We start from the raw sequence: 18,633 nt of genomic DNA on the forward strand, positions 1-18,633 counted from the left end.
TCCTGCACGGGGCCGTCAACACAGGAGGTGGGGGAGGGAATGGCCGAGATCAAGAAGGTCATCCTGCAGAACGGCAAGACCCGGTACCGGTTCGTGGTCGACGTCGGCCGCGACGAGAACGGCAAACGCAAGCAGCTCACGATCACCAAAGACACGAAGAAGGAGGCCGAAGCGGAGTACGCCCGCATCCGTCACCAGCGGGACGCGGGCACGCTCATCGTCCCCAACAAGATCACGGTGGGGGAGTGGGTTGACGAGTGGTTCACCAAGAAGAAGGAGGACCTCGAGGCAACCACGGTCCCCAGCTACGAGACGCAGCTGAGCTACATCAAAGACCGCCTGGGGACTATCCGACTCCAGGAACTCACCGAGGACCACTGCGACACCTTCGTGCAATGGCTCCTCGCCGAGGGGCGCCGACGGCCCGTTATCCTCTTCACCGGAGACCCCGAGAAGCCGGCCGAGATGGTGACCGGACTCAGGCCCACCAGCGTCGACACGATCCTCTCTCGGCTGAAGGAGATCCTCGGCCGCGCGTTCGTACGGCAGATGGTCCGGGCGAACGTCGCCGAGTACGTCCACGTCCCCAGGCAGCTTCGCAAGCAGGACAAGCGCCGCAATCCCAAGGTCCAGCCGTGGAACGTGGCGGAGGTCCAGCAGTACGTCACCGGCATCCGCGACGACCGGCTGTGCGCGCCGCTCATGGAATCCCTGATTGGCATGCGTCCTGCGGAAGTCGCGGGACAGCGCTGGGAAGAAGACGTCGACCTGGTGAGGGGCACGGTGTCGGTGCTCAACACCCGCACCATGGTCCGCAACCACTACACCGTCGAGAAGGACACCAAGACCACCAGTGGCGAACGCACCCTGCCGCTACCGCGGCTGGTGTGGGATGCGCTGAAGGGCTTCAAGGCGCTCCAGGCCCGCGAGCGGCTCGCGGCCGGCGAGGCGTACACCCTCTCGGGCTACGTGCTCGTCGACGAACTGGGGGTGCCGCTCGATACGCGCAATCTCCGGGAGCGCGCTTGCGCTCTGATGGAGGAACTCGGCCTGCGCCGGGTGCGTCTGTACGACGCTCGCCATGCGGTGCTGAAGTACCTCGCTGTCAGTGGCGTGCCCGACGTGGTCCTCGCGGCGTGGGCGGGTCACACGAATGCCGCGTTCACCAAGGCCAAGTACGTCGCTCCGGACGCTGAGGATCTTCGTTCGGCGGCTGCCGCGCTCGACGGTCTGCATGGGCTCGGGTGAGAGATTGTGAGAGAAACACGTGAGAGGGCGAGCCAATATGGCATCTGACCAGCCCTTATTGGGTTCGCCGCAGATCCATGTTCCGATTCTGCGCGCCGATCGTGCGGACCGCCCGGTGTGCGGGCCGATGCGGGCTCGTACGAGCTGATGCGAGCTTTCAGAGGTATGTCTACCGTGGCTCGCATGGGCGATGCGGTGGAACTGGAAGTGGCCGGCCGGACGGTACGGCTGTCCAGCCCGGGCAAGGTGTTCTTCCCGGAGCGCGGCTTCACCAAGCTGGACCTCGCCCGCTACTACCAGGCGGTCGCGCCCGGCATCCTGCGCGCCCTGCGCAACCGCCCCACCACCCTGGAGCGCTACCCGGACGGCGTGAGTGGCGAGTCCTTCTTCCAGAAACGGGCGCCGAAGAACATGCCGGACTGGATCCCGCGGGCCCACATCACCTTCCCCAGCGGACGCAGCGCCGACGAGATGTGCCCCACGGAGGAGGCGGCCGTCCTGTGGGCCGCCCAGTACGGAACGCTCACCTTCCACCCCTGGCCCGTGCGCCGCACCGACGTCGACCGCCCCGACGAACTGCGCATCGACCTCGACCCGCAGCCCGGCACCGACTACGACGACGCCGTCCGCGCCGCCCATGAACTGCGTGCCGTCCTCGACGAGTTCGGCGGGCTGCGCGGCTGGCCCAAGACCTCCGGCGGACGTGGCCTGCACGTCTTCGTGCCGATCGAACCCCGCTGGACCTTCACCCAGGTCCGGCGGGCGGCCGTCGCCGTCGGCCGGGAGATGGAACGGCGGATGCCCAAGCACGTGACGATCAAGTGGTGGAAGGAGGAACGGGGCGAACGCATCTTCCTCGACTACAACCAGACCGCCCGCGACCGCACCATCGCCTCCGCCTATTCCGTACGCCCCCGCCCGCACGCCCCCGTCTCGGCGCCGCTGCGCTGGGAGGAGGTCGGTGACGCCCGGCCCCGCGACTTCGACCTCGCGACCATGCCGGCCCGCTACGCCGAACTCGGCGACGTGCACGCCGACATGGACGATCACGCCTTCTCCCTGGACGCCCTCCTCGAACTCGCCCGCCGCGACGAACACGAGCACGGTCTGGGCGACCTGCCGTATCCCCCGGAGTATCCGAAGATGCCGGGGGAGCCGAAGCGGGTGCAGCCGAGCCGGGCCCGGCACGAGACCCCTTCGGACGAGCCGGAAGCCTCCTAGACGGACAGAACCGCCCGGTGCATCCCGCCCGGTGCATCCCGCCCGGGGCGTCCAGCCCGGGGCGGGCGAGGCGTGCGGCCGCCGTTGATCACGGCTTGCCGCACGCCGCTGACAAGTCGGCTCCTCTCACAGTTCCTTGATCCGGATGTCCCGGTAGGAGACGACGTCCGTCGTGCCGTGCACCTGCAACCCGATGTAGCCGGAGGCGAACCGCCGTCCGTCCGTGCCCGGGTCGTCCGAGCGGGGCGGGGAGAACTCCTGGCCGCCGGTGTTGTCGAACTCGTTGATCAGGACGCCGTTGCGCAAGACCGAGTAGTGCTGGTCGACCACCCTGATCTCGTAGTCGTTCCAGGTGCCCTTCTGCGTGACGCCGGCCCCGGCGAGTCCCACCCGGTCGAAGCCGTACACCGACCCCGTCTTGTACATGTCGCCGTCGGGCCGGTCCAGCACCTGCACCTCGTGGCCGTACTTGATGGCGACCCACTCCGGCCGTGGCTCCTCGGGGTGGTCGTGGACCCACGGGAAGCGCACGAACACACCGGAGTTGGCGTTGCCCGTGCCCGGGGCGTCGTCGCGCCACTGCAGCTTCAGCGAGAAGTCGCCGTACTTGCGCTGCGGGAACCACAGCATGCCGAGGCCGTCCCGCGTCGTGCCGGAGGTGATCGATCCGTCGGCGTTCAGCGCGAACGAGCCGCCGCCCACCTGCTGCCATCGCGCGAACGACTCCGCGGTCCCGTCGAGGATCGTGCGGTAGCCCTCGGTCTGGCCGGGCTCACCGATCCCGGACCGCGCGGCGGCCTCCTGGACGGCGTCGTACTCGCGCTGGTCGACGACCCCTTCGGCGAACAACTTGTCCAGGACCGTCTTCACGTGCTTGAGGAACAGCGCGTGGGACGTCCACTCCTTCTCGTCCTCGATCAACTCGTTGATCCGGCACCGGCTGTTGGTCAGCCGGTTCGGCACCCCGGAGTCGACCGTGCCGACGATGACCGTCAACCGCTCGTCGTACTCGGGGCAGTTGGGGGCCGGTACCTGGCTGGACACCACCATGAAGGTCACCGTGCGCGCGGAGGAGGTGTTTCCCGCCTTGTCGGTGGCCCGGTAGGCGAGGGTGTGCGGACCCGCACGGTCGACCGTCACCGAAATGCTGTATGCGATATACGGTCCGCTGTCGAGTGAATACTCGATCCGGTCGACACCCGACCCGCCCGCGTCCGTCGCGCTCACGGTCACCTTGGCGTTGCCGACGTACGCCCCGTCGGAGTTCTTCGTGCCCTCGACGGTCACGCCGGTCACCGGGGGCGTGGTGTCCTGCGGGGGTGCCGCGACCACCGTGAACCGGACGTCCTTCTCGGCGGACACGTTGCCCGCCTTGTCGGTGGCCCGGTATCGCACGGTGTGGGCGCCTACCTGATGCACCATCACGGGCGCGGTGTATCGCTGCCAGATCCCGGAGTCCACTGCGTACTCGATGGTGTTGACCCCGGATCCGGTGTCGGAGGCGGACACGGTGACGGTCGCCATGTCGACGTACGACCCGTCGGCGTTCTGCTCGCCGGTCACCGTCGCGGAGGTGTTTGGTGGTGACGTGTCGTCGGAGGGCGGGGCGACGACGGTGAACGCGGCCGTCTTCTCGGCGGACACGTTGCCCGCCTTGTCGAACGCCCGGTAGCGGATCCTGTGGCTGCCGACCTGGTCGACGACGACCGGGGCGGTGTACGGGATCCAGCCGGCCGTGTCGTCGACGGCATACTGGATGCCGTCGACACCCGACCCGCCGTCGTCCGTCGCGCCGATCGCGACACTCGCCGAGCCGACGTACTCGCCCTGCGCGTTCTGTGTGCCGGTGACCTGCGCCGCCGTCTCGGGCGGGGTCGTGTCCTGGCCGCCGCCCTCGGTCACCACGAGGATGCCCTGCATCTGGCCGTGGCCGGGGATCGTGCAGTGATAGAAGTAGCGTCCCGGGGTCAGGGTGACCTCGGCGGTGTGCCGACCGCCCATGTCGTCGTTCGGGTTGGCCAGGATGTTCAGCGCGACGTCGTCGTTGAACTCGGGATCGTTCGTCACGAACGTCAACGTGTGGGGCATGCCGGTGGTGTTGCCGGTGGCCACGCTGTTCTCGAAGACGATCGTCGCCCGACCCGCCACCGCCGTCGTCGGTGCCGACACGTACTGGGTGATGCCGTCGCCGGCGGTCCAGGTGAGCACCTGGTCGGCGGCCGTCGGTCCGGACTGTGCCGCCGCCGCCGCCGTCGTCGTCGTCGGTGCCGCCTGTAGCCCGAGCATCATCAGTACGGCGGCCAACAGGGCCGTCCAGATTCCTCGTTGCCGTGTCCCCCGTGTCACTGCGCCCCCCTCGCCAGCCGGTCGGCGGCCGGTGTCGGACCGCCGCCCGTGTAGGTGATGCGCCACAGTGCCGACTTGGCGTCCGAGGTGAAGAAGCCGCGGCCGTAGTCGAGGACGTACAGAGCTCCGTCCGGACCGAACTTCCAGTCCATGAGGTTCTTGATGCCGTCGTTGCCGACGGGCACGATCTTCTTCAGCGACTCCGAGTGCACCGGCAGACCGCCCGACCCTTGCGTCTTCGGGTCCATGACCACCGCGTTGCGCGGCTGGTCGGCGTCGTAGAAGTCGCCGACGAACCACTTGCCGTCCCAGTACGCGGGCCACTTGGTGGCGCTCGCGCTCGTGGCGTCGTAACGGTAGACGGGCCCGTTCATCGCCGCCTGCCCGCCGCCCTTGAGCCACGGCAGCCGGTAGGTCGCCTGGTCCTTGCGGTACGAGGGGACGCCGTTCGCGTCGCGCGGATAGTCGGGTGCGCCGCCCTGGGGCGAGTACCAGATGTTGTTGCCGGTGACCGGCGGCAGGTTGATCAGACCGTCGTTGTTCGGCGACTCGTTCTTCGGGTGGTCGCAGTCGTACCAGCCCAGCGGCTGCGACGGATCCGGCAGACTGCGGTCCCGGTAGGGCTGCTTGTTGCCCATGCAGTACGGCCAACCGCGGTTGCCCGCCTGGGTGATGACGGCGAACGTGTCGTACTTCGCCGGACCCCACGTCGTCGACGGCTCGCCCGCGTCCGGACCGACCCAGCCCGCGTACAGGATGTCCGTCGTGCGGTCGACGGATATCCGCGCGGGGTTGCGGACGCCCATCACATAGATCTCGCCTCGTGTCTTGCCGCCGCCCTCCTCGGTCTCCCGGCCCGTGAAGAGGTTCCCCGCCGGAAGCGTGTACGTGCCGTCGGGCTCCGGATGGATGCGCAGGATCTTTCCGTTGAGGTTGTTGGTGTTTCCGGCGGTGCGGCGCGCGTCGGCGAAGGAAACGCCCTTGAAGTTCGGTTGCGGGTTGTTGCCGGAGTAACCGTCGCTGAAACCACTGGAGTTGTTGTCACCGGTGGCGATGTACAGGTTGCCCTTCGAGTCCCAGGCCATCCCGCCCCCGGCGTGACAGCAACTGTGCACCTGTACCGGCCACTTGAGCAGCACCTTCTCGCTTCCCAGGTCGAGCCTGTTCGTGGCGGGGTCGAGCGTGAAGCGGGAGACGCGCCGCTCGGCCATCCGTGTCTCACGGTTGACGCCCGAGTGAGGTGTGTAGTGCAGGTACACCCAGCCGTTCTGCTCGAAACGCGGATCGAGCTCGATACCGAGGAGCCCTTCCTCGACCTTGATGAGCTCGTCGCCCCCGCCCTTGTTGCCGAAAACCGTCAACTCCCCGGCCAGAGTGACCTTCTTGGTCGCCGGGTCGTAGACGTGGATCTGGCCCTTGCCCTTGCCGACGTCCGGGTTGTTCCAGTCGGTGATCACGGGCTGGGAGGAGTCGGCGCCGCCCCGCCCGATGTAGAGAACGCGGCCGTCGGACGCGGTGACCAGGCCGTGCGGCTCGCCGATCTGGTCGTTCTGCCCGGGCCGGTTGGGCTGGGTCAGCCGCTCGGCCTTGTAGTTCCCGGTGATGGTCGCCTTGCAGTCCGCCCGCACCAGCCGGGCCGTCCACAGCAGCGCGCCGCGCAGATGCGCACGGAAGTCCGTCTCGTCGTACGAGGACACCGTGCCGCCCATGCCCGTGTAGAAGGAGCGGCCGCCGTCGTAGTCGCGGCACCAACTCACCGGATGATCCGCGCCGTTGGCGCTCACGCCCGGCTGGTACGTCGACTCGCGCACCCGGGCCACGGTGTGCACCTCGCCGGACGGGTTCTTCACCCAGTTCGGCCACAGGTCCGGGCGCTTCCACTCCAGCGGCAGCTCCTTGGTGGCCGGATGCCGGCGGTCGCCGACCTCAACGGTCGCCCGCTGCACGGCCGTTGGGCTGGAGGCCGCCGGGCGGGCGCCGATCAGACCGGTGAACCAGTCCGAGTACGGCTCCGCGCGGGCCGCGTCGTGGACGCCGACGAACCCGCCGCCGGCCTCCATATAGGCCTCCAGACCCGCCTCCTGCTCCGGGTCGAGGACGTCACCGCCCCCGGTCAGGAACACAATCGCGTGGTAACTTCCCAGCCTCGTACCGTCGGTGAAGACCGAGGCGTCGTCCGTGGCCTCGACCGCGAAACGCTGGTCCGCCGGACCGGACAGCCCGATCCGCTCGATGGCCTCGATACCGGCGTTGACGACCGGAGACTCCTCCCCGGCCGCGGCCGACCCGTGGAAGATCAGCACACGTACGTTCGCGCCGCCCGGCGGCGACTTCACGGACATCGTTGTCAGGGGTGGATCCGGGGCCGGGCGCGCGTCCGCGGCGGGGGCGGACAGCAGGCCGGCGACGAGCGTCCCGCACGCCACGGTCGTCACCCGGATTCGTCTTCTCTTGCTCAACCCTCGTAAGTGCATGGGCACCTCCTCGGTCACAGCGACAGCGCCAAGGAAGCTAGACCCCTTTGCACGGCTCGCCAATACCTATGACCGCAGTGGCACGAACTTTGTCCCGGGTGTGGAGAAACGACGGAACGACCGGTACCGTCTCACAGGTTCATCACAGGCTCGTCTTCTTCATCGTCGCAAATTCCGTACCAGGGTGGGGAGTTCGGCATGGACAGGCGCGGGTTCAACCGGCGGGTGCTGCTGGGCGGCGCCGCCGTCGCGACATCGTTGTTCCTGGGGCCTGAGGCGGTGAGTGCCGACCTGCCGGCGAAGACCGCGCCGACGGGGGGAGCGGTCAGACACCTCAAGCTGTACGCCGAGAAGCTCGCCGACGGACAGTTCGGCTACGGCTTCGAGAAGGGCAAGGCGTCCATCCCCGGGCCGCTCATCGAACTCAACGAGGGCGACACCCTCCACATCGAGTTCGAGAACACCCTGGACGTGGCCGCGAGTCTGCACGTCCACGGCCTGGACTACGAAGTGTCCAGCGACGGAACGACGTTGAACAGGAGTGACGTCGAACCCGGCGGCACCCGCACCTACACCTGGCGCACCCACACCCCCGGCCGCCGCACCGACGGCACCTGGCGGGCGGGCAGCGCGGGCTACTGGCACTACCACGACCACGTCGTCGGAACGGAACACGGTACGGGGGGCATCCGCAAGGGCCTGTACGGGCCGGTGATCGTCCGGCGCAAGGGCGACGTGCTGCCCGACGCGACCCACACGATCGTCTTCAACGACATGACGATCAACAACAGACCCGCCCACTCGGGCCACCAGGGTCCCGACTTCGAGGCGACGGTGGGCGATCGGGTCGAGTTCGTGATGATCACGCACGGCGAGTACTACCACACCTTCCACCTGCACGGTCACCGCTGGGCCGACAACCGCACCGGCATGCTCACCGGTGCCGACGACCCCAGCCAGGTCATCGACAACAAGATCGTGGGCCCGGCAGACTCCTTCGGCTTCCAGGTGCTCGCGGGGGAGGGGGTGGGCGCCGGCGCGTGGATGTACCACTGCCATGTGCAGAGCCACTCCGACATGGGGATGGTCGGACTGTTCCTGGTGAAGAAGCCCGACGGCACGATCCCCGGCTACGAGCCGCACCAGCACTGACGCTCGGCGGCGAGAGCGCTCTCACCGCTCCGTCACCCGGGGCTATCCTGATCGCCAGCCGGCCAGGAGGAGCTCCGAAGTGACCGAGACAGTGTCGCGCCCCACGCTGGAGGCCGTGGCCGCCCGGGCGGGGGTCTCCCGGGCGACCGTGTCACGAGTCGTCAACGGCGGGGACGGAGTCCGCGAGCCGCTCGTCGAACGGGTCCGGCGGGCCGTGGAGGAGCTCGGGTACGTCCCCAACCAGGCCGCGCGCAGCCTGGTGACGAAGCGGCACGACGCCGTCGCCGTCGTCATCGCCGAACCCGAGACCCGGGTCTTCGCCGACCCCTTCTTCGCGCTCCAACTCCGCGGTATCAGCAAGGAGCTGACGGCCCACGACAACCAGCTCGTGCTGCTGCTCACCGAGGGCCGCGACGACCACGCCCGGGTCGCCCGCTATCTCGCCGGCGGCCATGTCGACGGGGCACTGGTCTTCTCGCTGCACCTCGACGACCCGCTCCCCGGCCTGATCCAGGGCGCCGGTGTGCCGACCGTGTTCGGCGGGCGCCCCGGCTGGAGCGACGGCACGCGGGACGTGGTGTACGTCGACAGCGACAACCGTGGCGGCGCACGCGAGGCGGTACGCCTCCTGGCCGGTCTCGGCCGCACCCGCGTCGCGCACCTCACCGGCCCCCTCGACCAGACGTCCGCGGCGGACCGGCTCGACGGATACCGGGACATCATGGGCGAGAGCGACCCACGGCTCGTCGTCGAGAGCGACTTCACCCCCGGCGGCGGCGAGCGGGCCATGCGCGAACTCCTCGACCGCTGCCCCGACGTCGACGCCGTGTTCGCCGCCAACGACCTCACCGCCGCGGGCGCCCTGCGCGTCCTGCGCGAACGTGGACGGCGGGTGCCCGAGGACGTCGCCGTGGTCGGCTTCGACGACATGCTGCCCGTCGCCGAGCAGACCGACCCGCCGCTGACGACGGTCCGTCAGGACATCGAGGAGATGGGCCGGATCATGGCCCGCCTCCTGCTGCGCCGCCTCGACCGCCGCACCGGCGACGACGAACCGGGTGGTGTGGTCCTGCCGACCACGTTGGTGCGCCGCACCTCGGCCTAGGCCAGTCCGTGCCCAGCCCTGTTTTCCGTCCCCACCCCCGTCCGCCGTACCTTCCCGCGCCGCGTCACGTCTCCTGCGGCACGCTCTTGATCACCGCCAAGCGCGCCCCGTACGGATCGGCGAGCTTGGCGATGCGGCCGACGCTCTCGACGTCCGTGGCGGGCATCCGCACCCTGCCGCCCAGTTCAGCCGCCTTGGCGACGACCGTGTCCACCTCGGCGACCTCGAAGTACGGCAGCCAGTACGGCCCCGACTCCGCCTCCGTCGGGTCGTCGGCCAGCGGGACCATCCCGCCGAACATCGCGTTCTCCCCGGCGCCGGAGGGGTTGACGCAGGTGTACGTGCCGCCGGGGAAGGGGACGGCCGAGGTCTCCAGACCCAGCGTCGCGTGGTAGAAGGCGGCTGCCGCGGCGATGTCCGGCGTGTACAGCTCGACCCAGCACAGGGAGCCGGGTTCGTTCGCCACGTCAAAGCCCTTGGTCAGAGCCGGCTGCCAGAGCCCGAACGGCACACCCGCCTGGTCGGCGAGGACCGCCATCGTGCCCTGGCCCATCACGTCCATCGGCGGGAAGAACACCCTGCCGTGGGCCTGTTCGGCGGCCTTGGCCGTGGACTCCGCGTCCGGCGTCTGGAAATACACCGTCCATGACGGCGGACCCTGCTCGGGCGTGGTCTGCACGCCGCCCGCCACGGTCTTCCCGTCCAGCTGGAAGAAGCCGTAGCCGCCGGCGTCGGGTCCCGCCGACTGGAACCGCCAGCCGAAGAGAGCGCCGTAGAAGGAGGTGGCGCCGTCGATGTCGGACGTGCCGACGTCGATCCAGTTCGGAGCGCCGTTGACGAAACGGGTGGTGAGCATCATTGCCCTCCTCGAAGGGGTCCCGTTCTCTGCACTGCCGAGTCTTGCACCGCCCACCGACAATCGCCGCCGGAACACGGGCACGGGCGGGAGAGGGACAAGCGGTCACTTCGGTCGCGACCGGGGCGCGCCCTGTTCTGCGAGTGTTCCGCGCCGTCCGCGCGCCGCCGTGCGTCGCGGTGGCCACCGGGACATCATCGGGACGGCCGGGGGCCCTGCCGCGGCGCGTATATGCGGCGTTGATGGAACGTTTTTCGCCGCCGGGCACGATTCTCGCCATGCACACCGACACGATTCCCACACCCGACCTCGCCTGGCAGCGGGAGGCGCTGTGCGCGCAGACCGGGGCGGACTTCTTCTTCCCCGAGCCCGGCAGTTCCGTGCGGGAGGCGAAGCGCATCTGCGGCATGTGCGAGATGCGTTCCGCCTGCCTCGACTACGCGCTGGCCAACGACGAGCGCTTCGGCGTCTGGGGCGGCCTGTCCGAGAAGGAACGCCTGCAGATCAGGCGCACGGCGCCCTGACCCGTACCGTCGCGCCGACCCCGAAAATCCGAGAGACCGCGTCGCGGGGGTGCGGTTAGGATCCGGGGGCGCGTCCGGACGTAGCGCAGGGCAGGCGCGTCTCCCCCACCCTCGGCTCAGCTCGAGCGGGGGGACCCCCGGCTCAGGCGCATCACGCCGGTTCGAATCCGGTCGTCCGGGTGCGTGTGCGGTCCCGTAGAGCAGAGGCAGACTCGCCACCTTCTCAGGGTGGATACGCCGGTTCGAATCCGGTCGGGACCACGGTACGGCGAGGGCCGGGCAGGGACAGGGCGGGGCGGGGACGAATGAGTGAGGGGAACATCGGGGCGGCGGTCGTCCCGCCGGTCACCGAGGCCGAGTTGGCCGCCTTCCACGACGTCATGGGCAAACTGCGCGCCCTGCCCGTCGACGATCCCGTACGCCTGGGGGCCGAGCAGGTCGCCGCGTCCTTCGCGCGCGACGGACGGCTGCGTCGGCGCAAGGCCCGAGGCGCCGAGGTGTCGGCGGCCGACGCGGCGGCGATGGCCGCGACCGCGACCGGCGCCCTGGACCGGCGTGAGGACGCGCCCCTGGCGGACGGCGGCGGAGGAGGCCTCTTCCAGCGGCCGCGCACCTGCTACGTTTGCAAGTCGCCCTATCGGGAAGTCGACACCTTCTATCACCGGCTCTGCCCTGCCTGCGCCGCCGACAACGCATCCCGCCGCTCCCTGAGCACCGATCTGAGCGGGCGCCGTGTCCTGCTGACGGGCGGCCGGGTGAAGATCGGCTTCCAGCTGGCGCTGATGATGCTGCGGGACGGCGCGGAGGTCGTCGTCACCTCCAGGTTCCCGCACGACACCGTTCGCCGCTTCCGTGCCGAGCCGGGCAGCGCGCGGTGGCTGGACCGGCTCACCGTCGTCGCCGTCGATCTGCGTGACCCGCGGCAGGTGCTGGGCCTGTGCGAGGAACTGCGCCGGGAGGGCGAGCCGCTCGACATCCTCGTCAACAACGCGGCCCAGACCGTGCGCCGCCCGCCTCAGTCGTACGCCCTGCTGGCCTCCGGCGAGTGCGACGCGCTGCCCGAGGGGGCGCGCGGGGCGCCCGGGTTCACTCCGATGCGGATGCTGGAAGGGCTCGGCGGGTCGGTCTCCGCGCTGCCTGCCGCCCTGCGCGAGGCGGACGAGGCCGGGCTGCTGCCCGACCCCTCCCCGGAGAACTCCTGGTCGGCCCGGCTCGGCGCGCTCGACCCGGCCGAGGTCCTGGAGACCCAGCTCGTCAACGCCCTCGCCCCCGCGCTGCTGTGCGACCGGCTGCTGCCGCTGCTGCTGGCCTCTCCGCGTCCGCGCCGGTACGTGGTCAACGTGACCGCCGTCGAAGGCCGGTTCGCCGTGCGCAACAAGATGCCCGGGCACCCGCACACCAACATGGCCAAGGCCGCCCTCAACATGCTCACCCGCACCAGTGCCGCCGCACTCGCCGAGCAGGGCGTGCACATGTGCGCCGTCGACACCGGCTGGATCACCGACGAGAACCCGGCGCCGAAGAAGGCCCGGATGGCGGGCGCGGGTTTCCGCACACCGCTGGACATCGTGGACGGCGCGGCACGCGTGTACGACCCGATCGTGCGCGGCGAGGCCGGCCACCCGGTGTGGGGAGTGTTCCTGAAGGACTACCGGGAGGCGCAGTGGTGAGCGAGGACCAGCCTTCACCGGCAACGGGCCAGGGCGCTACGCTCCCGGGCAAGGGCGGGGCCGTAGCGCAGAGGCAGTCGCACCGGTCTCCAAAACCGGATCACGCTGGTTCGAATCCAGCCGCCCCGCCCCCTCGGCGGGCATGATGCCGCAGGCAGCGAACGGCTCGCACCGGGAAGTCGTTTCCCCGTGCGAGCCGTTCGGCGAGAGTGGTCAGCCCGCGGCGCGGGCCGCCATGCGGGCCTTGCGTGCGGCCAGCTTCTCGTCGAACTTGGACGCCTCCGAGTCGAGGCCGCCCATGTACAGGCCGATCTCCTCCTGCGCCTTCTGTCCCTCGGGGCCGAGACCGTCGACCTCCATGACCTTCAAGAAGCGCAGCACGGGCTGGATGACGTCGTCGTGGTGGATGCGCAGGTTGTAGACCTCGCCGATCGCCATCTGCGCGGCGAACCGCTCGAAGCCGGGCATGCCGTGACCGGGCATCCGGAAGTTGACGAGGACGTCGCGCACGGCCTGCATGGTGAGGTCGGGGGCGAGCTCGAAGGCGGCCTTCAGCAGGTTGCGGTAGAAGACCATGTGCAGGTTCTCGTCGGTCGCGATGCGCGCCAGCATGCGGTCGCAGACCGGGTCGCCCGACTGGTGGCCGGTGTTGCGGTGCGAGACGCGGGTGGCCAGCTCCTGGAAGGCGACGTACGCGACCGAGTGCAGCATGGAGTGCCCGTTGTCCGACTCGAAGCCCTCGCTCATGTGGGTCATACGGAACGCTTCCAGCTTGTCCGGGTCCACCGCGCGCGAGGCGAGCAGGTAGTCGCGCATCACGATGCCGTGGCGGCCCTCCTCGGCCGTCCACCGGTGCACCCAGGTGCCCCAGGCGCCGTCGCGACCGAAGAGCGAGGCGATCTCGTGGTGGTAGCTGGGCAGGTTGTCCTCGGTCAGGAGGTTCACGACCAGCGCGATCCGGCCGATCTCCGTGACCTTCGACTGCTCCTTGTCCCAGGCCTCGCCGTCCTCGAAGAAGCCGGGGAAGTTGCGGCCGTCGCTCCACGGCACATACTCGTGGGGCATCCAGTCCTTCGTGACCTTCAGGTGCCGGTTGAGTTCGGTCTCGACCACTTCCTCCAGCGCGTGCAACAGCTTGGCGTCGGTCCAGACGGCGGGGCTGCCGAGGTGAGGGGAGGCGATCGTCACGGGTACTCCAGGGGGACGTGAAGCGGAGTGGAACAATCCGGCGAGCGAGACCGGAACTTACGGGATCGTAGGCTACGAACCCGTAGGTTACGAACCCGTAGGTTAAGGATGCTGTAAAGAGCGCTGATCAGCCATGTTCCGTCGGGCAATTCGGGACACGCCGAACAGCCCCGGGATCCGCAGGTCCCAGGGCTGACATGGTGATCCGATCACCCGTTCAGGCGTACAGCTCGCGCAGTCGTACCGAGAGGCAAGTCACACAGCCTTCGAGTTTCTCGAACTCGCTGATGTCGACGACCACGGGCTCGTGACCGAGATCGGCGAGCAGGTCCGCCGTCTTCGGCGCGCTGGCGGCCATGAGCACGTGCGGGCCGCCGAGGAGCACCACGTGCGAACCGGCCTCCTCGGGCACCGACAGGAAGCGCGGGAACAGCGACGGCCGGTCCACCTTGGGGATGTGACCGATCACCGTGCCGTCGGGCAGAGCCGTGACCGCCGACTTCAGGTGCAGCACCTTGCTCACCGGCACGGCCACGACCCGCGCCCCGAGCGGTTCGAAGGCGGCCCGCACCTGCTGGACGCCGGCCGCGTTGGTCCGCCCGCCCCGGCCGACGTAGATCGTGTCGCCGATCTTGAGCACGTCACCGCCGTCCAGTGTGCCCGGCTCCCAGATCCAGTTCACCGAGCAGCCGAGGCGCGCCACGGCCTCCTCGACCCCGATGGTCTCGTCGCGCCGGGACTCGGCGCCGGAGCGCGCGATCAGGGCGACGTTCTTGTACATCACCACCGTGTCCTCGACGAACACGGAGTCCGGACAGTCGTCGGCCGGGTCGACCTCGACGGTCTCCCAGCCGTGCGCCCGCAGCGCCTCGGCGTACGCCTCCCACTGCTCCAGGGCGAGGTCCACGTCGACCTTCTCCCGCTCGACGTGCGTCACCAGACCTTCGGCGAGGCGCGGGCTGGGGCGGCGGATGAGGGCCTTCTTGCTGGGCACGTCCAGGTCTCCGAATCGGCGGTGGCGTAGGGCAGGCCCTACCGGCGTCCACGGGACGACGCCGGTCAGCCATCATGCAGCGCGGTACCACCAGGACAGAACCCCACAGTAACAATGTGCCCGACCTGAGACCCGGCCCGAGTCCGGAGGGAGGCCCGGGCCGAGACCCGGTTCCTAGATCGGTTCCGCCACCTCCTGCGCCGTCGTCTCGCGCAGTTCCCCGTCCAGGAGCAGCCACCGTGTGATGCCGATCGACTCCAGGAACGGCAGGTCGTGGCTGGCCACGATCAGGGCACCTTCGTACGACTCCAGGGCCGTGGTGAGCTGGCGGACGCTGGCCATGTCGAGGTTGTTGGTCGGCTCGTCCAGCATCAGCAGCTGCGGCGCGGGCTCGGCCAGCATCAGTGCCGCGAGGGTCGCCCGGAAGCGCTCTCCGCCGGACAGCGTGGCCGCCTTCTGGTCGGCGCGGGCGCCCCGGAACAGGAAGCGGGCCAGCCGGGCCCGGATCCGGTTGTTGGTGGCGCCCGGCGCGAACCGGGCCACGTTCTCGGCGACCGTGAGCTCGCCGTCGAGGACGTCGAGGCGCTGGGGCAGGAAACGCAGCGGCACGTGCGCGTGCGCCTCGCCGGCCTGCGGCGCCAGCTCCCCGGCGATCGTGCGCAGCAGCGTCGTCTTGCCCGCGCCGTTGCGCCCGACCAGCGCCACCCGCTCGGGACCGCGCAGGTCGAAACCGCCCGCCACGCGCGCGCCGTACGCGAGCCGGAGATCCTGGAGCGTGAGGACGTCGCGCCCGGGCGGTACGGCCGTGAAGGGCAGGTCGACGCGGATCTCGTCGTCGTCCCGTACCGCCTCCACGGCGTCGTCGAGCCGCTCCCTGGCCTCGGCGAGCTTCTCCTCGTGCATGATCCGGTGCTTGCCCGCGGACTCCTGCGCCGCGCGCTTGCGCGCCCCCATGACGATCTTCGGTTCGCGTTTCTGGTCGAACATCTTCTGCCCGTACCGCTTGCGGCGGGCCAGCTTGACCTGGGCGTCGGCCAGTTCGCGTTTCTGCTTCCTCAGGTCGGCCTCCGCGACGCGCACCATGCGCTCGGCGGCCTCCTGCTCGGTGGCCAGGGACTCCTCGTACGCGGAGAAGTTGCCGCCGTACCAGGTGATCTCCCCGGCCCGCAGGTCGGCGATCTGGTCGACCAGGTCCAGCAGCTCCCGGTCGTGGCTGACCACGACCAGCACGCCCGGCCAGGCGGCGACGGCCGCGTACAGCCGACGCCGGGCGTACAGGTCGAGGTTGTTGGTCGGCTCGTCGAGCAGCAGGACGTCGGGTCGGCGCAGCAGCAGCGCGGCCAGCCGCAGCAGGACGGACTCGCCGCCCGACACCTCGCCGATGGTGCGGTCCAGGGCGACGTGGCCGAGCCCGAGCTCGCCGAGGGCGGCCAGGGCGCGCTCCTCGACGTCCCAGTCGTCGCCGACGGTCTCGAAGTGGGCCTCTGACACGTCACCGGCCTCGATGGCGTGCAGGGCGGCCCGCTGTGCGGCGATGCCGAGCGCTTCGTCGACCTTCACAGCGGTGTCCAGGGTGACGTTCTGCGGGAGGTGGCCGACCTCGCCGGCGAGGCGCACGGTGCCGTCGGCGGGGGCGAGTTCTCCGGCGATCAGCTTCAGCAGCGTCGACTTGCCGGAGCCGTTGACGCCGACCAGTCCGGTCCGGCCGGAGCCGAAGGCGACGTCGAGCCCCTCGAAGACGGGGGTGCCGTCGGGCCAGGAGAAGGCGAGGGAGGAACAGGTGATGGAATGAGTCAAGGCGGGCCTCGCGGTTGCGTGTGCGGTCAGGGCAACGCGTGTCGAGACACCGGAAAGCGGCGACCACCGCGGCAGCGGGGGAGCGCGGAGGCAGGAAGACGGTCCCGCTCCGCAGGGACGGCTCGCAGGCCGAGGTCGCACGCGGCGCACACACTCAAGACGTGGGGCGCGGTGTCTCGGGACCTCAGACGAGCAACGTCCTTCTCCTATCGGCGGCAACAGAACCGTTTCACACCGTAGGAGGGCCCGGGCGGGCCGTCAAAGGATTAAACGGCTCAGAAGGCGTCCCGCATCAGTTCCGCCAGGCCGTGGTCGAGGTCGAGCTGCCGGTATTCCGTGCCGGCGGGCACCAGCTCACTGGTGGCCTGCAGGAAGCGGCGGATGTCCGCCGAGTGGACGTGCACGACGGCGGTGCCCTCGGACGCGTGGAACTCCAGCACCGTGCGGTCGTAGCCGTAGGGGCGGACGCGGACGTCGCCGTGGCCCTCGGCCTCGTGCAGGCCGGCGGCCAGCAGATCGCGGGCGAACGTCCAGCAGACCTCGACGCCCTCCAGGGTGGCCGGGGCCGGGAAGGTGATGCGGACGGCGAAGGGATCGTGCCGGTCGTAGTGCAGTGTGGCGGGGATGCTCTGCATCCGAGGCGCGGCGGCGACCAGACGGGCCTCTACGGGCTGCTCGATGACGGTGGACAACGCCTTGCTCCCTCGTGACGGCGGGACGAACTTCCGGGCGGTGCGTCCGGACACTGGAAGAGACGCCGGAACCGGCCGATCCGTGCACACCGATTCCGAGTGACCTCGGTCACCGCGTTTCATGCACGTAAGTGACTCAGCTCTCCTGCCGTGGCCCATAAGGAGGTTGAGGCGATCGAGGGCATCTGGACGGCACCGAAAGCCGTGGGCTAGCTTCGCCCGCCATGAGGCGCTTGGGGAACACGCGACGCACGGTAGGGACAGCACACAGGGGTAGCCGAGTGGCCGCGGCGGTCTGTGGGGCGGCGCTCGCCGTCCTGACCGCCCTGCCCGCCCAGGCGCACACACCGGGCCCGGTGGCGCCGCACTGGGACCTCAAGAGCACCGGCACCACCGCCGTACGGTTCCGTGGCCTCGCTGCGGTCGACCGTGACACGGCGTGGGTGGCAGGTACCCAGGGCACCGTCCTGCGCACCACCGACGGCGGCGAGAGCTGGCGGAACGTCTCGCCGCCCGGCGCCGCCGACCTGCAGTTCCGGGACATCGAGGCGTTCGACGCGCGCCGCGCCGTGGTGCTCGCCATCGGCGAGGGCGAGGCCTCACGCGTCTACCGCACCGAAGACGGCGGGACGACCTGGACGGAGTCCTTCCGCAACACCGACGCCCACGCCTTCTACGACTGCCTGACCTTCTTCGACCGCCGCCACGGCCTCGCCATGAGCGACCCGGTCGACGGCCGGTTCCGCATCCTGTCGACCAGCGACGGCGGCCGCTCCTGGAAGGTGCTGCCCGACGACGGCATGCCGGCCGCCCTGGACGGGGAGGCGGGCTTCGCCGCCAGTGGCCAGTGCCTGGTGGCCTCCGGGACCAGGGATGTCTGGCTGGCCACCGGAGGCGCCGCACGCGCGCGTGTGCTGCACTCCTCCGACCGGGGAACGACCTGGACGGCCACCGACACCCCGATCCCCGCGGGGGACCCCGCGCGCGGGGTCTTCGCCCTCGCCTTCCGCGACCGCACCCACGGCCTCGCCGTCGGCGGCGACTACCGCGCGGACCAGCCCTCCCCGCGTGCCGCGGCCACGACCGGCGACGCGGGGCGCACCTGGCGGGCCGCCGGCACACCCCCGCCGGCCTACCGCTCCGGCGTCGCCTGGCTCCCGCACAGCCGCACCGCCGCCCTCGCGGTCGGCCCCACCGGCACCGACCTGACCACCGACGCCGGCCGCACCTGGCGCACCCTCGACGCCGGCTCGTACGACACCGTGGACTGCACCCCCGACCTCGGCTGCTGGGCCGCCGGCGAGCAGGGGCGCGTGGCCCGCCTGGAGAGCTGAGCCGCGTTTCGGGGTACCCGGTGGGCGCGAAC

General features: G+C 70.1%; 14 protein-coding genes and 3 tRNA genes. 10 read left to right on the forward strand and 7 right to left on the reverse strand.

The window, feature by feature from the left end; all coding sequences use genetic code 11:
* Nucleotides 1-39: 39 nt before the first annotated feature.
* The gene (locus tag OG289_RS42225) at nucleotides 40-1,248 is read left to right on the forward strand and encodes a tyrosine-type recombinase/integrase (RefSeq protein ID WP_327319291.1); all 1,209 of its coding nucleotides are present in this window, start codon (nucleotides 40-42) and stop codon (nucleotides 1,246-1,248) included.
* Between the two features lie 183 nt (nucleotides 1,249-1,431).
* On the forward strand, nucleotides 1,432-2,469 hold the full coding sequence (gene ligD, locus OG289_RS42230) for a non-homologous end-joining DNA ligase (RefSeq protein WP_327319292.1): 1,038 nt from the start codon (nucleotides 1,432-1,434) through the stop codon (nucleotides 2,467-2,469).
* 126 nt (nucleotides 2,470-2,595) lie between these two features.
* Here the strand turns inward: ligD and OG289_RS42235 are convergent, their stop codons facing one another.
* Complete coding sequence (locus OG289_RS42235) at nucleotides 2,596-4,758, reverse strand: OmpL47-type beta-barrel domain-containing protein (RefSeq protein ID WP_327320968.1); 2,163 nt, start codon at nucleotides 4,756-4,758, stop codon at nucleotides 2,596-2,598.
* 53 nt (nucleotides 4,759-4,811) lie between these two features.
* Nucleotides 4,812-7,289, reverse strand: a complete 2,478-nt coding sequence (locus OG289_RS42240) for a ThuA domain-containing protein (protein WP_327319293.1) — start codon at nucleotides 7,287-7,289, stop codon at nucleotides 4,812-4,814.
* Nucleotides 7,290-7,487: 198 nt separating this feature from the next.
* Between OG289_RS42240 and OG289_RS42245 the strand changes: the two genes are divergently transcribed.
* Entirely contained in the window at nucleotides 7,488-8,441 is a 954-nt protein-coding gene (locus OG289_RS42245; protein WP_327319294.1) for a multicopper oxidase domain-containing protein, read from the forward strand.
* 79 nt (nucleotides 8,442-8,520) lie between these two features.
* Nucleotides 8,521-9,546 carry a LacI family DNA-binding transcriptional regulator gene (locus OG289_RS42250; protein ID WP_327319295.1) on the forward strand — a complete coding sequence of 342 codons (1,026 nt, stop codon included), beginning with the start codon at nucleotides 8,521-8,523 and terminating at the stop codon, nucleotides 9,544-9,546.
* Between the two features lie 64 nt (nucleotides 9,547-9,610).
* Here OG289_RS42250 and OG289_RS42255 read toward each other — a convergent pair whose 3' ends face one another.
* On the reverse strand, nucleotides 9,611-10,402 hold the full coding sequence (locus OG289_RS42255; protein WP_327319296.1) for a VOC family protein: 792 nt from the start codon (nucleotides 10,400-10,402) through the stop codon (nucleotides 9,611-9,613).
* A gap of 278 nt (nucleotides 10,403-10,680) precedes the next feature.
* On the opposite strand from OG289_RS42255, the gene OG289_RS42260 reads away from it, so the two are divergent.
* From OG289_RS42260 to OG289_RS42280, 5 genes are all read left to right on the forward strand, one after another.
* Nucleotides 10,681-10,926, forward strand: coding sequence for a WhiB family transcriptional regulator (locus tag OG289_RS42260; protein WP_327319297.1), 246 nt, complete (start codon nucleotides 10,681-10,683; stop codon nucleotides 10,924-10,926).
* Between the two features lie 74 nt (nucleotides 10,927-11,000).
* Nucleotides 11,001-11,106: transfer RNA gene (locus OG289_RS42265), tRNA-OTHER, on the forward strand.
* A 9-nt stretch (nucleotides 11,107-11,115) separates the two neighbouring features.
* Nucleotides 11,116-11,187, forward strand: a tRNA-Glu gene (locus tag OG289_RS42270).
* 44 nt (nucleotides 11,188-11,231) lie between these two features.
* Nucleotides 11,232-12,596 (forward strand): SDR family oxidoreductase, encoded by a 1,365-nt coding sequence (locus OG289_RS42275; RefSeq protein WP_327319298.1) that lies wholly within the window; start codon nucleotides 11,232-11,234, stop codon nucleotides 12,594-12,596.
* 54 nt (nucleotides 12,597-12,650) lie between these two features.
* A tRNA-Trp gene (locus OG289_RS42280) sits at nucleotides 12,651-12,726 on the forward strand.
* A gap of 83 nt (nucleotides 12,727-12,809) precedes the next feature.
* Here OG289_RS42280 and OG289_RS42285 read toward each other — a convergent pair.
* The 4 genes from OG289_RS42285 to OG289_RS42300 all read right to left on the reverse strand — a co-directional run bounded on the left by OG289_RS42285 (nucleotide 12,810) and on the right by OG289_RS42300 (nucleotide 17,267).
* On the reverse strand, nucleotides 12,810-13,784 hold the full coding sequence (locus OG289_RS42285; RefSeq protein ID WP_327319299.1) for an acyl-ACP desaturase: 975 nt from the start codon (nucleotides 13,782-13,784) through the stop codon (nucleotides 12,810-12,812).
* A gap of 217 nt (nucleotides 13,785-14,001) precedes the next feature.
* Entirely contained in the window at nucleotides 14,002-14,778 is a 777-nt protein-coding gene (gene ddaH, locus OG289_RS42290; protein WP_327319300.1) for a dimethylargininase, read from the reverse strand.
* 174 nt (nucleotides 14,779-14,952) lie between these two features.
* On the reverse strand, nucleotides 14,953-16,575 hold the full coding sequence (locus OG289_RS42295) for an ABC-F family ATP-binding cassette domain-containing protein (RefSeq protein WP_327319301.1): 1,623 nt from the start codon (nucleotides 16,573-16,575) through the stop codon (nucleotides 14,953-14,955).
* Nucleotides 16,576-16,850: 275 nt separating this feature from the next.
* On the reverse strand, nucleotides 16,851-17,267 hold the full coding sequence (locus tag OG289_RS42300) for an SsgA family sporulation/cell division regulator (RefSeq protein WP_327319302.1): 417 nt from the start codon (nucleotides 17,265-17,267) through the stop codon (nucleotides 16,851-16,853).
* Nucleotides 17,268-17,491: 224 nt separating this feature from the next.
* On the opposite strand from OG289_RS42300, the gene OG289_RS42305 reads away from it, so the two are divergent.
* A complete protein-coding gene (locus tag OG289_RS42305; RefSeq protein WP_327319303.1) occupies nucleotides 17,492-18,601 on the forward strand; it encodes a WD40/YVTN/BNR-like repeat-containing protein in 1,110 nt (369 codons plus the stop codon).
* The last annotated feature ends 32 nt before the right edge of the window (nucleotides 18,602-18,633 follow it).

The sequence above is a fragment of the Streptomyces sp. NBC_01235 genome (assembly GCF_035989285.1).
Taxonomy (GTDB): Bacteria; Actinomycetota; Actinomycetes; order Streptomycetales; family Streptomycetaceae; genus Streptomyces.

What these genes read in the sequence shown, in the direction of transcription:
- OG289_RS42225 (WP_327319291.1), top strand. Translation starts at nt 40, where the DNA reads ATGGCCGAGATCAAGAAGGTCATCCTGCAGAACGGCAAGACCCGGTAC.
- ligD (WP_327319292.1), top strand. Translation starts at nt 1,432, where the DNA reads ATGGGCGATGCGGTGGAACTGGAAGTGGCCGGCCGGACGGTACGGCTG.
- OG289_RS42235 (WP_327320968.1), bottom strand. Translation starts at nt 4,758, where the DNA reads ATGATGCTCGGGCTACAGGCGGCACCGACGACGACGACGGCGGCGGCG.
- OG289_RS42240 (WP_327319293.1), bottom strand. Translation starts at nt 7,289, where the DNA reads ATGCACTTACGAGGGTTGAGCAAGAGAAGACGAATCCGGGTGACGACC.
- OG289_RS42245 (WP_327319294.1), top strand. Translation starts at nt 7,488, where the DNA reads ATGGACAGGCGCGGGTTCAACCGGCGGGTGCTGCTGGGCGGCGCCGCC.
- OG289_RS42255 (WP_327319296.1), bottom strand. Translation starts at nt 10,402, where the DNA reads ATGCTCACCACCCGTTTCGTCAACGGCGCTCCGAACTGGATCGACGTC.
- OG289_RS42260 (WP_327319297.1), top strand. Translation starts at nt 10,681, where the DNA reads ATGCACACCGACACGATTCCCACACCCGACCTCGCCTGGCAGCGGGAG.
- OG289_RS42275 (WP_327319298.1), top strand. Translation starts at nt 11,232, where the DNA reads ATGAGTGAGGGGAACATCGGGGCGGCGGTCGTCCCGCCGGTCACCGAG.
- OG289_RS42305 (WP_327319303.1), top strand. Translation starts at nt 17,492, where the DNA reads ATGAGGCGCTTGGGGAACACGCGACGCACGGTAGGGACAGCACACAGG.